This window comes from Microbacterium aquilitoris (genome assembly GCF_031932285.1).
GTDB classification, from domain to species: domain Bacteria; phylum Actinomycetota; class Actinomycetes; order Actinomycetales; family Microbacteriaceae; genus Microbacterium; species Microbacterium aquilitoris.
In genome coordinates this window covers 1,277,421-1,289,761 of the sequence record NZ_JAUZVT010000001.1, presented here as the reverse complement: position 1 = coordinate 1,289,761, position 12,341 = coordinate 1,277,421, and the positions used below count along the sequence as shown (strand labels likewise).

Below are 12,341 nucleotides of genomic sequence, written 5' to 3'. Positions count from 1 at the left end.
GGGTGCGCCCGGACGACGAAGAGCGGATGCCGCGAGGCATCCGCTCTTCGTGTCTTCCGAGGTGTGCGGCTTACTTCTTTCCCTGCGAGGCGACCGCGGCGGCGCCGGCGGCGGCGGCCTCGGGGTCGAGGTATTCGCCCGGCCCGAGGGGCTCGAGGTTCTCGTCGAGGCGGTACACCAGCGGGATGCCGGTGGGGATGTTCAGCTCGGCGATGTCGTCGTCGCTGATGCCGTCGAGGTGCTTCACGAGCGCGCGCAGCGAATTGCCGTGGGCGGTGACCATGACGGTCTTCCCGGCCTTCAGGTCGGGGACGATCTCGCTCTCCCAGTAGGGAAGCAGACGGTCGATGACGATCTTGAGCGACTCGGTGCGGGGGACCTCGCCGTCGATGCCGGCGTACCGGAGGTCGCCCACCTGCGTGTACGGGTCGTCGTCGGAGATGTCCGGCGGCGGCACGTCGAACGACCGGCGCCACAGCATGAACTGCTCCTCGCCGAATTCGTCGAGGGTCTGCGCTTTGTCCTTGCCCTGCAGCGCGCCGTAGTGACGCTCGTTGAGACGCCACGAGCGCTTGACCGGGACCCAGAGACGGTCGGCCGCGTCGAGCGCGATGTTGGCGGTCTGAATGGCTCGCGACAGCACCGACGTGTGGAGGATGTCGGGGAGCAGGCCCGACTCCTTCAGCAGCTCGCCGCCGCGCTGGGCCTCCGCTTTGCCCTGATCGGTGAGGCGGACGTCCACCCAGCCGGTGAACTGGTTGGACTTGTTCCACTCGCTCTGACCGTGCCGAAGAAGGATCAACGTGTAGGGGGCTGTCATGCTCGCAATCCTACCGGCGCGGGCGATGGGATCATGGGGTCATGACGCGTTCCGAGCCGGTCGTGGGGCAGGTGACCCGAGGGACGACGAACACCAACCGGCTTCGCCGCGTGGACCGCTGGATCGCGCGGCATCCGATCCTGCGACGGACGGCGGATCCGCTCGTGGTCGACCTCGGCTACGGGGCGAGCGGCGTGACGGTGTTCGAGCTCGAGGCGAGGCTTCGCCGCGCTCGACCCGACGTCGAGGTGCGGGGGCTCGAGATCGAACCGGCGCGCGTTGCTCGAGCGCGGGAGCAGCTCGCGCACGTGCGTGCCGGCGACGGGGTGTTCGCCCCGGACGCGCGGGTGTCGTTCGCGCGCGGCGGCTTCGAGGTGCCGGTGCCGGGAGACCGTCGGCCCGCGGTCATCCGAGCGTTCAACGTGCTGCGGCAGTACGACGAGCAGGACGTCCCCGGGGCGTGGGCGCGGATGGCGGCGCGACTGCGTCCCGACGGCATGCTCGTCGAGGGGACGTGCGACGAGCTGGGGCGCATCTCGACGTGGATCGAAGTGGGACCGGATGCCGCACCCCGCAGCCTCACGATCTCGTTGCGACTCGCGGAGCTCGACTCCCCCGCGATCGCCGCGGAGCGTCTGCCGAAGGCGCTGATCCATAGGAACGTCCCCGGCGAGCGCGTGCACGAGGTGATCGACGCGCTCGAGCGGGAGTGGACGCGCGCCGTCGCGGCCTCGTCGTTCGGCCCCGTCCAGCGATGGCGCGCGACCCTCGAGGCGTTGGTCGCCGCCGGATGGCCGATCGGCTCGCGCTCGCGCTGGCGGCTGGGTGAGTTCACCGTGCCCTGGGACGCCGTCGCACCGCGGTGACGCGGTGCGCGTGTCGCTGGTACCGCGGTGACGCGGTGGCGGGTGTCACACCCGCGGGAGCAGCGCCCGCGCGTCGGCCGGGCTCAGCCCGGTCGCGCACAGGAGGTCGGTCGCGAGAGGGCGAAGCGCGGTGACGAGAGTCTGATCGCTCAGCGAACCGTCGGGCACGAGTGCCACCGGGTCGAGGCGGGCGGCGACGGCGGTGAGCAGCTCGCGCGCGGCGGGCTCGAAGGTGATGTCGGTCAGGGAGGACTGCAGGAGATCGGCGCCACGCGTGAGGTCGAGGAGCAGATCCGCTGCGACGTCGCGCGTGCGACCGTCGTCGACGAGGTACACCGAACGACGGGCGACGACGCGGAGGTTTCGCACCGCGAGGTCCATGCTGATCCGCATCCGCTCGTAGCGTGCGAGTTCGAACCGCTGCCGCCGGAGGAACGGCGAGATGCGCGCGATGGCGATGCCGGATTCGACGGACGTCCGCCAGTCGTCGACGAGCGTCTGCAGACTCCGCGCCTTCTCGAGCCCGCGCTCCGCGCGCACACGACTGCCGCGGCGCAGTCCCTGCGCGACGGTGCCCGCCGCGCCCTGGAACGCGTCGAACAGCCGGGCCGCGTCGGTCAGCGCGGTGCGGAGAGGGCTCCGCGGGATGAGGGCGGTCACCAGAAGGGCCATCGCCCCGCCGATGAGAGCGTCGAGAAGGCGGAGGAACGGCACCTGCGCCGGTACGACGACGACGATGATCGACTGGATCGCCGCCGCGATCGCAAACCCCGCCTGCGGAGACACGAACCGGGCGATCGAGAGACTCACCGCGAGCGTCAGTGCCAGCTGCCACCAGCCGCTCCCGGCGGTGACGACGACGAGCTCCGCGACGAACACGCCGAGCACCATCCCGATGACGGTCTCAAGCACCCGCCACGGCCGGGCGTCGCGGACCAGGCCGAGGCTCGAGATCGTGACGGTCGCCGCGATCAGCGGGGCAGGATGCCCCAGCCCGTAATGCGCGATCGAGAACGCAGCGCTCGCGGCGACGACCAACTGCACGATCGCGACGGCCGACCCGCGCAGGCGCGCCCAGCCCTCCCGCGGATACTTCCGGACGGTGGGCACCGGAGCCGTGGCGGTCGGTTCCCCCGTCATCGTCAGCGGCGCTGGGAGAGTCGGGGCAGACGAGGGACGGATGCCGCGCGCCCCGCATCCGGTGGCACGACGACCTCCTGAGCGGCAGCGACCTCGCCGTCGCCGACCTCGACGGTCAGTGCGGCGTCGACGGGCACCGAGCGCTTCACGATCGCCAGCGCGATGGGACCTTCTTCGTGGTGACGGGCGACCGAGGTGACCGCGCCGACGTCGGCGCCGCCGAGGCGGACGGCGCTGCCGGCGGTCGGGAGCTCGGCATCCGATCCGTCGAGCTGGAGGAAAACCATGCGACGCGGCGGATGCCCGAGGTTGTGGACCTTCGCCACCGTCTCCTGCCCGCGATAGCAGCCCTTGTCGAGGTGGACGGCGGTGCGCAGCCAGTCGACCTCGTGCGGAAGGGTACGTCCGTCGGCTTCGGCGCTCGCGCTCGGGCGCCAGGCCGCGACGCGCAGCGCGTCTGCCGCCAGGTAGCCGGCCAGCCGGACATCGCCGCGGACGGCCGCCGCAGCGAGATCGTCCCAGGCGGCGCGCGGGACGACGGCTTCGGCCCAGTCTCGGTCCGCCCCGGGATGCGGCTGCGTCGCCGCATACCCCCACCCGCCGACGCCGACGTTCGGCCATGGGTCACGCCAGACGACCGCGGCACCGAGCACGCCGACCGCTGCACCGGTACCCGCCACGACGCCGAAGTCGGCCGACGCATCCTGCGGATCCACGCGCAGCCGGAACCGCATGCGCGTCAGCCAGGTCAGCAGCCCTTGGGCGCGGTCCCGATCGACGATGAGCCACGTCCGCTCGCCGTCATCGACGACGGATGCCGCGTGCTCCACGTGCCCCTGCGGGTCGAGCACGAGCAGCTCGGTGCCGACGGCGGGGGCCAGCGAGGTCAGCGCCTGCGAGGTGATCGAATCCAGCCACGAGAGCCGGTCCTCACCGGCGACGGTCAGGACGACCCGGTCTCCGAGGGGCACGATCGCCGCACCGGCGGCGAGCTCGCGCTGCTCGCGGACCGGGTTCCCGAGGTGGGCGAGGCCCCGGTCATCGACGACGGCGCCGGGGACTGCCGCGAAGGCGTCGCTCATCACTGGACCTTCGCGAGCCGTGCGGAGGCGTGCGACGACAGTGCGGACCCGAGGGCGGCGACGTCCCACGCCCAGAGCAGGTGCCCGTCGACGAGCCCGTACATCCGGGTCGCCGACGCGTACTCCTTGGCGCCGGCGGGGCGCACGATCGCGTCCGTCGCGATGTCGATCCGAGGTCCGCGGACCTGACCGAGGTAGAGCTCGCTGATCCCGTCGGAGTGGACGAGGGCCACCGTGATCTCGAAGCCGCCTGCCTCGGTGCGAAGCTCCTCGACGTCATGGACGGAGCGCGGCTCGGAGCGGGGGGCGAGGGCCGGAAGGAGCGCGGGACCGGCGTCCGCCTCGGTCGCAGGACGCGAGAGGCGCCAGTAGCCGGTCTCGGCGACGAGGTCGGTGCGGTTGCCGTCGGCATCCTCGAACCAGGCAGTCGCCGAGTAGTTCAGGGCGTCGCCGCCGTCGTGGCTGAAGCTCACGCGGTGCGAGAACTCACCCGACATCGTCCGGCCCTGCGCGTCGTACTCGAGAACGCCGGTGCCTTCCCAGACACCCAGCAACCAGGAGAGCGGGACCAGATCAGCCGGAAGGTCCGTCGGCAGATCGATCACGAGCTCAGCGCTGACCGCGGTAGAGGTTCCAGACGACGACGCCGGACACGAACGCGATCGCGAGCGATGCGAGGCCGAGCAGCCCGACGAAGAAGAGTTCGAGTGCGACGAGATCCATGCCGTCCACTTTAGCGGCCGGATGCGGCCCCACGGTCGGCGGACGACGCGGTCACGCCGAGGCGAGGAGTTCGGCCAGCGCGAAGCCCGCGCCCAGCAGCCCCATGACCACCAGCGCGCCGAGCACACTGGCCGAGATCCTGAGGATGAAGCCCTGCGAGCGCCCCGTCGCCAATTGGACGGCGAAGGCCAGGAAGAAAGAGAGTCCGAGGCCCACGAGGAGCCATGCCCCGCGCCAGTCCGGTTCGACGAAGATCCCGATGGCCAGGGCGATGAGAGCCGCCGCCACCCAGACGGCGATGACACCGGCGGCCCGCGAGCGGGGAAGGATCTCGGGCGAGGTCATCCCCCCATTGTTGCGCACGTCCCGGCGGTGCGCAGGGACGCGGCGCAGGCGGCACCGGGGCTACCCCTAAGATGAGACGCGGTTCCGAGTCCGCACCGGAGGGTCCCCCTTGGCACAGTTGCTCGTCCTGAGCTCCGCCGCCGGCGGCGACTCCGTCCTGCCCGCTCTCGAACTGCTGAGCCACCGCGTCCGGCAGATCCCCGCGGAAGCGGCGCAGCTGGTCAACGCCCCTCACGCAGACGTCGTCTTCGTCGACGCGCGCCGAGACCTCGTCGGAGCGAAGTCGCTCTGCAAGATCCTCACGACCACCGGGCACGACGCACCGCTCATCCTCGTCGTGACCGAGGGCGGATTGACCGCCGTCTCGCCCGACTGGGGCATCGACGACGTCATCCTCGTGGCCGCCGGCCCCGCTGAGGTCGATGCCCGGATCCGCCTCGCCGTGGGGCGCGTGTCCAAGGAGCAGGTCTCGACCCGCATCCAGACCTCCGGCATCACGATCGACGAGTCCTCCTATTCCGCGAAGGTCCACGGCCGACCGCTCGACCTCACGTACAAGGAATTCCAGCTCCTGCACTTCTTCGCGACGCATCCGTCCCGCGTCTTCACCCGCGAACAGCTCCTGAGCGAAGTCTGGGGCTACGACTACTTCGGCGGCACCCGGACCGTGGACGTCCACGTGCGGCGGCTGCGCGCCAAGCTCGGCGACCTCGAACAGCTCATCGGGACGGTCCGCAACGTCGGCTACCGCTTCAACGTGTACGAGGACGAGCAGCTGCCAGGCTCCCCCGCCTGAGCGCGACACAGCGGCATCCGCTCGTCGTGTTCACGCACGGGACACGTCCCCCTGCAATGATGTGGGGATGATCGACACCCAGGTTCACGACTCCGGACTGGGCGACGCGGACGACGACGACTTCGATGACGTCGTCGAAGCGTACGACTCGCAGCTCCCCGACAACCGCTATCTCGACCGCGAGCTCAGCTGGCTCGCCTTCAACCAGCGGGTTCTGGAGTTGGCGGAGGATCCGAACCTGCCGACCCTCGAGCGCGCGAACTTCCTGGCGATCTTCGCCAGCAACCTCGACGAGTTCTTCATGGTGCGGGTCGCCGGACTGAAGCGCCGCATCCTCACCGGACTCGCGATCCCCACCAACGTGGGGCGCGCACCGCTCGACGTGCTCACCGACCTCGCGACCGCCGCACACGCCCTCCAGGAGCGACACGCCGCGGTCTGGTCGGAGCAGGTGCGTCCCGCGCTCGCCGAGTCCGGCATCGAGGTCGTCTCGTGGGCCGACCTCTCGGACGAGGAGCGCGAGATCCTCTACGACTACTTCTCCTCGCAGGTGTTCCCGGTCCTCATGCCGCTTGCGGTCGACCCGGCGCACCCGTTCCCGTACATCTCGGGACTCTCGCTCAACCTCGCGATCCGCATCCGCAACGCGCGCACCGGCCGCCAGGAGTTCGCGCGTCTGAAGGTGCCCCCGATGATGCCGCGACTCGTCGAGGTCCGGAAGGACGGCAACACCGTCCGGTACCTCCCCCTCGAAGAGCTGATCTCCGAGAACCTCGGCGACCTCTTCCCCGGCATGGAGATCCTCGAGCACCACACGTTCCGCCTCACCCGCAACGAGGACGTCGTCATCGAGGAGGATGAGACCGAGAACCTCATTCAGGCGCTCGAGGCCGAGCTGCTGCGTCGCCGGTTCGGCCCGCCGATCCGCCTCGAGATCACCGAGGACATGGACGACGTGACGCTGTCGCTGCTCCTCGACGAGCTCGACATCACCGACAACGACGTCTACCGGCTGCCCGCCCCGCTCGACCTCCGCGGCCTGTTCTCGCTGTCGCAGATCGAACGGCCCGACCTGCGCTACCCGGCGCACGTGCCGAAGACGGCGACACCGTTCCAGCCCGCGGAGCAGAACGGCCGAGCGGATCTGTTCGCGGCCATCCGCAAGGAGGACATCCTCGTCCACCACCCGTACGAGTCGTTCACGACGAGCGTCGTCTCGTTCCTGCAGCAGGCCGCGCGCGATCCGCACGTGCTGGCGATCAAGCAGACCCTCTACCGGACCTCGGGCGACAGCCCCATCGTCGAGGCGCTCATCAACGCGGCCGAGAACGGCAAGCAGGTGCTGGCCCTGGTGGAGGTGAAGGCGCGCTTCGACGAGGCGGCGAACATCGGCTGGGCCCGCACGCTCGAGAAGGCCGGCGTCCACGTGGTCTACGGCCTCGTGGGCCTGAAGACCCACTGCAAGCTGCTGCACGTCATCCGAGAAGAAGACGGCGCGCTCCGCAGCTACAGCCACATCGGGACGGGCAACTACAACCCGAAGACGAGTCGCATCTACGAGGACTACGGCCTGTTCACCGCGAACGAGCAGGTCGGTCGCGACCTCACCCGTCTGTTCAACGAGCTCAGCGGGTACGCGATCGAGAAGAAGTTCAAGCGGCTCCTCGTCGCTCCTCTCCACCTGCGCAAGGGGCTGCTGCGCCTCATCGACGCCGAGCGTCGCAATGCGCTCGACGGCAAGCCCGCGTACGTGCGCATCAAGGTCAACTCGATGGTCGACGAGCAGATCATCGACGCCCTGTACCGCGCCAGCCAGGCGGGGGTGAAGGTCGACGTGTGGGTGCGTGGCATCTGCTCGCTGCGCACCGATCTGCCCGGGGTGAGCGACAACATCACGGTCCGCTCGATTCTCGGTCGCTACCTCGAGCACTCCCGGATCTTCGCGTTCGGCCACGGCGGCGAGCCGCAAGTCTTCATCGGCAGCGCCGACATGATGCACCGCAACCTCGACCGCCGCGTCGAGGCGCTCGTACGGGTGACCGCGCCCGCCCACGTGAACGAGCTCATCGAGCTCTTTGACCTCGCGATGGACGACGCGACCAGCTCGTGGCACCTCGGCTCCGAGGGCGAGTGGACGCGTCATCACCTGGCCGCCGACGGCACGCCGCTGGTGGACCTGCAGGAGAAGACCATGGCGGCGGTGCTCCGTCGGCGACGCCAGCGGGCGGTGCGATGACGGAAACCGCGGTCTACGCCGCCGGCGGCGTGGTGTGGCGGATGCTCGACGGCAAGCTCCTCGTCCTCGCCATCCACCGCACGAAGTACCGCGATGTGACGTTGCCGAAGGGCAAGGTCGATCCCGGCGAGACGCTCGCCGAGACTGCCGTGCGCGAGATCCACGAGGAGACCGGCATCCGCGTCAACCTCGGGGTCCCCGTCGGCGTCTCGACGTACCGCATGCCCAGCAAGCGGACGAAGATCGTGCACTACTGGAGCGCGCAGGCCACCGAGAAGGCCATCCGCGAATCGGCGTTCGTCCCGAATCGCGAGATCGCCGCAGTCGAATGGATGCCGGCGCGAAAAGCCCTCGCGAAGATGAGCTACCCGGTCGACGTGGAGATCCTGGAGAACTTCCTGCGCCTCGTCGACGACGGCGTGCTCGAGACCTTCCCCCTCGTCGTCCTCCGTCACGCGAAGGCGACGCCGCGGGAGGAATGGTCGGGAGCGGATGCCGAGCGTCCCCTCGCCGCTCGCGGCAAGAAGCAGGCGAAGTCGATCGTCGGACCGCTCCGCGCCTTCGGCGTGCGGCGCGTGTACTCGAGCGACGCGGTGCGCTGCGTCGACACCGTCGCACCGCTGGCGGAAGCATTGCGCCGCGACATCCACCGCACCTCGACGATCTCGCAGGACGCCTGGGATGCCGGCGATGCGGATCCGCGGACGCTGGTCGGCAAGCGGGTGCGCGCGCGCAAGTCCGCCGTGCTGTGCTCGCACCGGCCCGTCCTGCCCGAGCTGATGCACGAGATCGCCCTCGCGACGGGCACGGTGAAGGGCTCGTATCTGGGCGAGTCCTCCGCCCTCGAGCCGGGTGCGTTCTCCGTGGTCCATCTCTCGGCCACCAACCCCGGATCGGGGATCGTGGCGATCGAGACGCACGCCCCCCAGGTGTGATCGGCCAGACGAATCCGTTCGGACCGGGTTCGTTCACCTGTCGTTCACCTCTGGAGCGGAACCTGGTCACCGGCGGCTCTTAGCGTCGAGCCAGCCCCGCACCCGGGGTGTCCCGATCACCCGAAGGAAATCACACGTGAAGCTCAACCGCATCGCCCGCGTGGGCGCTGTCGCAGCAGTCGCCGTTCTGTCGCTCTCCGCTTGCGCGGCGAACGAGGGCACCCCCGCTGGCGGCAGCCAGCCCTCCGACGGCGGAACCGCTCTGTCGGGCACCGTCAAGGCCACCGGCGCGTCTTCGCAGGGCGCCGCGCAGCAGGCATGGACCGCCGCCTTCCAGACGGCGAACTCGGACGTCACGATCAACTACCAGCCGACCGGTTCGGGCACAGGCCGCGACAACTTCATCGCCGGTTCCAGCAACTTCATCGGCTCGGACCGCGCGTACAAGACCGACGAGATCGCCGCCGGCAAGTTCGGCGCCTGCGCAACGTCGGACATCATCGAGGTGCCCGCCTACATCTCGCCCGTCGCCGTCGTTTTCAACCTCGACGGCGTCAAGGAGCTGAACCTGACCCCCGAGGTCATCGCCGACATCTTCAACGAGAAGATCGAGAAGTGGAACGATCCGGCGATCGCCGACCTCAACGAGGGTGTCGAGCTTCCCGATCTGGCCATCACGCCCGTTTTCCGCGGCGACGAGTCGGGCACCACCGGCACGTTCACCGCTTACCTCGCATCCGTCGCTCCCGACGCGTGGCCCTACGAGGACGACGACGCATGGCCCGTCAAGACCACGCGTTCGGAGGCCGCCCAGCAGACCTCGGGTGTCGAGGCCACCGTCAACGGCGGCAAGGGCACCATCGGGTACATCGACGCCTCGCGCGTCGGCGACCTGGGCTCGGCCGCTGTCAAGGTCGGCGACGAGTACGTGCCGTTCTCCTCCGAAGCCGCCGCTGAGCTCGTCGCCTCGTCGCCCCTCGAGGAGGGCCGCGCCGACGGAGACCTCGTTTTCGACGTCGACCCGGCCAAGGCACCCGCCGGCTCGTACCCGATCGCTCTCGTGAGCTACCTCATCGGATGCGCGCAGTACGAGGACGCGGCCACCGCCGACATCGTCAAGGCGTACTTCTCCTACATCGTCAGCGAAGAGGGCCAGAAGGTCGCCAACGAGGCCGCCGGTTCCGCTCCGCTGTCGACCGAGGTCGCTGAGAAGGCCCAGACCGCGATCGACATGATCAGCGCCAAGAAGTAAGACCCTCGCTGCTGGTGGCTCCCGCTCGTCGGGAGCCACCAGCAGCACTCACGTCCGCCCCGCTTCCGACCCGAGGACTGCGATGCCCCCCACCACCGATCTGGTCGCCGACCAGGACACCGCCCGGCGACCGGTGCGCCGACGCGGCGATCTCGTCTTCTCGAGCACCGCGCTGGGCGCGGGCATCATCATCCTCATCGTCCTCGCAGCCGTCACGCTTTTCCTCATCGTGGAGAGCATCCCGGCCTTCACCGCGAAACCCGATGAGACGCAGTTCCTGAACGGCGAACCGTTCTGGCAGTACGTCTGGCCGTTCGTCTTCGGCACCCTCTGGGCCTCGGTCATCGCACTCGTCGTCGCGACGCCGCTCGCGATCGGCATCGCCCTCTTCATCTCGCACTACGCACCGCGGCGGCTCGCCTCGGTGCTCGGCTATGTCATCGACCTGCTCGCCGCCATCCCCTCCGTCGTGTACGGACTCTGGGGTGCGCTGGTGTTCTCGCAGCTCCTGCAGCCGTTCTACGTCTGGCTGAACGAGAACTTCGGCTGGATCCCGTTCTTCGCCGGCGCGGTCTCCCCCGGCGGCCGCACGATCCTGACGGCATCCCTCGTCCTCGCGGTGATGATCCTCCCGATCATGACCGCGATCACGCGCGAGGTCTTCCTGCAGACTCCCGTCCTCCACGAAGAGGCGGCTCTCGCCCTCGGCGCGACGCGCTGGGAGATGATCCGGATGGCCGTGTTCCCCTTCGCCCGCGGCGGCATGGTCTCGGGCGCGATGCTCGGCCTGGGCCGTGCCCTCGGCGAGACGATGGCCGTCACGATGGTCCTCTCGGCCACGGGCGCGGTCACCTTCCAGGTGCTCAACTCGAGCAACCCGACGCCCATCCCCGCGAACATCGCCCTGAACTTCGGTGAGGCGTACGGCGACGGTGTCAACGTCCTCATCGCGACGGGTCTCATCCTCTTCATCGTGACCTTCGCGGTCAACGCGATCGCCCGGTGGGTCGTCAACCGCCGTGCCGAGTTCTCTGGAGCGAACTGATGACCACCCTCACCCGCTCCGAGACCCGCACGCCCGTGGGCAACTCGCTCACCGCGGGACAGCTGCCGAAGTGGATGCCGTGGGTGCTGCTCGCCGGCGCGCTCGTGCTCTCCGGCATCCTGTTCGCCATCATGAACAGCAGCGGCGACGTGGCCGAGTTCAACATCGCGGGTGCCACCTTCGTGGGTGTCGTGCTGTTCGCGATCGTCCTCGTCATCCTGTCGAGCGTCGTCGAGACGCGGCGCCGCGCAGCCGACCGGCTCGCGACCGTGCTGGTGTCGATCGCCTTCACGATCGCGCTGCTCCCGCTCATCTCACTCCTGTTCACCGTCGTGGTCAACGGCATCGCCCGGTTCGACCCGACCTTCTTCTCCTACTCGATGCGCAACATCGTGGGTGAAGGCGGCGGCGCCGTGCACGCGATCTGGGGCACGCTCATCGTGACCGGCTGGGCCACCGTCATCTCGGTGCCGATCGGTCTCATGACCTCGATCTACCTCGTCGAGTACGGGCGCGGCCGGGTCGCGAAGCTCATCACCTTCTTCGTGGATGTGATGACCGGCATCCCGTCGATCGTCGCGGGTCTGTTCATCGTCGCCGTCTGCGCGCTGCTGTTCGGGCCGGGCCTCAACACGGGCTTCATGGGCTCGCTCGCCCTGTCGGTGCTGATGATCCCCGTCGTCGTGCGCTCCAGCGAGGAGATGCTGCGCCTCGTCCCGAACGAGCTGCGCGAGGCGAGCTACGCCCTCGGTGTGCCGAAGTGGCTGACGATCGTGAAAGTCGTTCTCCCCACCTCGATCGCCGGCATCACGACAGGCATCATGCTGTCGATCTCGCGCGTGATCGGTGAGACCGCGCCCCTGCTGCTGACGGCCGGGTTCACTCAGTCGCTCAACATGGACGCGTTCGACGGCCCCATGATGACGCTCCCGGTGTTCGTCTACGACCAGTTCCAGAACCCCGGCACGAACATTCCCGCCGCGCTCGAGCGGGCCTGGGCCGGAGCGCTCACGCTCATCATCATCGTCATGGCGCTGAACCTCATCGCACGCTTCGTCGCGAAGAAGTTCGCCCCCAAGTTCGGCCGCTGACCCGCGGCAT

The 12,341-nt window shown here is 69.3% G+C and carries 12 protein-coding genes; 7 read left to right on the top strand and 5 right to left on the bottom strand.

Annotated features, from left to right (window positions below; genetic code table 11):
- Positions 1-70 precede the first annotated feature (70 nt).
- Positions 71-820: a phosphoglyceromutase gene (locus Q9S78_RS06250; RefSeq protein ID WP_311859432.1), complete on the bottom strand. Its 750-nt coding sequence runs from the start codon at positions 818-820 to the stop codon at positions 71-73.
- Between the two features lie 41 nt (positions 821-861).
- On the opposite strand from Q9S78_RS06250, the gene Q9S78_RS06245 reads away from it, so the two are divergent.
- Positions 862-1,686, top strand: a complete 825-nt coding sequence (locus Q9S78_RS06245; protein WP_311859430.1) for a class I SAM-dependent methyltransferase — start codon at positions 862-864, stop codon at positions 1,684-1,686.
- A gap of 45 nt (positions 1,687-1,731) precedes the next feature.
- Here the strand turns inward: Q9S78_RS06245 and Q9S78_RS06240 are convergent, their stop codons facing one another.
- The 4 genes from Q9S78_RS06240 to Q9S78_RS06225 form a co-directional block, all read right to left on the bottom strand.
- Positions 1,732-2,826 carry an FUSC family protein gene (locus Q9S78_RS06240; RefSeq protein WP_311859429.1) on the bottom strand — a complete coding sequence of 365 codons (1,095 nt, stop codon included), beginning with the start codon at positions 2,824-2,826 and terminating at the stop codon, positions 1,732-1,734.
- Positions 2,827-2,828: 2 nt separating this feature from the next.
- On the bottom strand, positions 2,829-3,908 hold the full coding sequence (gene ygfZ, locus Q9S78_RS06235; RefSeq protein ID WP_311859426.1) for a CAF17-like 4Fe-4S cluster assembly/insertion protein YgfZ: 1,080 nt from the start codon (positions 3,906-3,908) through the stop codon (positions 2,829-2,831).
- Entirely contained in the window at positions 3,908-4,513 is a 606-nt protein-coding gene (locus Q9S78_RS06230) for a nitrobindin family protein (RefSeq protein WP_311869519.1), read from the bottom strand. The genes ygfZ and Q9S78_RS06230 overlap by 1 nt, the downstream gene beginning before the upstream one ends.
- Before the next feature lie 169 nt (positions 4,514-4,682).
- Positions 4,683-4,976: a hypothetical protein gene (locus tag Q9S78_RS06225; RefSeq protein WP_116228369.1), complete on the bottom strand. Its 294-nt coding sequence runs from the start codon at positions 4,974-4,976 to the stop codon at positions 4,683-4,685.
- A gap of 109 nt (positions 4,977-5,085) precedes the next feature.
- Between Q9S78_RS06225 and Q9S78_RS06220 the strand changes: the two genes are divergently transcribed.
- The 6 genes from Q9S78_RS06220 to pstA all read left to right on the top strand — a co-directional run bounded on the left by Q9S78_RS06220 (position 5,086) and on the right by pstA (position 12,331).
- On the top strand, positions 5,086-5,772 hold the full coding sequence (locus Q9S78_RS06220) for a response regulator transcription factor (protein ID WP_116228368.1): 687 nt from the start codon (positions 5,086-5,088) through the stop codon (positions 5,770-5,772).
- A gap of 67 nt (positions 5,773-5,839) precedes the next feature.
- Entirely contained in the window at positions 5,840-8,008 is a 2,169-nt protein-coding gene (locus Q9S78_RS06215; protein ID WP_116228367.1) for an RNA degradosome polyphosphate kinase, read from the top strand.
- Complete coding sequence (locus Q9S78_RS06210) at positions 8,005-8,943, top strand: NUDIX hydrolase (protein ID WP_311859419.1); 939 nt, start codon at positions 8,005-8,007, stop codon at positions 8,941-8,943. The genes Q9S78_RS06215 and Q9S78_RS06210 overlap by 4 nt, the downstream gene beginning before the upstream one ends.
- A gap of 136 nt (positions 8,944-9,079) precedes the next feature.
- Complete coding sequence (locus tag Q9S78_RS06205; protein WP_116228365.1) at positions 9,080-10,195, top strand: phosphate ABC transporter substrate-binding protein PstS; 1,116 nt, start codon at positions 9,080-9,082, stop codon at positions 10,193-10,195.
- A gap of 82 nt (positions 10,196-10,277) precedes the next feature.
- Positions 10,278-11,240 (top strand): phosphate ABC transporter permease subunit PstC, encoded by a 963-nt coding sequence (gene pstC / locus Q9S78_RS06200; protein ID WP_018187132.1) that lies wholly within the window; start codon positions 10,278-10,280, stop codon positions 11,238-11,240.
- Positions 11,240-12,331 (top strand): phosphate ABC transporter permease PstA, encoded by a 1,092-nt coding sequence (gene pstA / locus Q9S78_RS06195; protein ID WP_116228363.1) that lies wholly within the window; start codon positions 11,240-11,242, stop codon positions 12,329-12,331. The genes pstC and pstA overlap by 1 nt, the downstream gene beginning before the upstream one ends.
- Positions 12,332-12,341 lie beyond the last annotated feature (10 nt).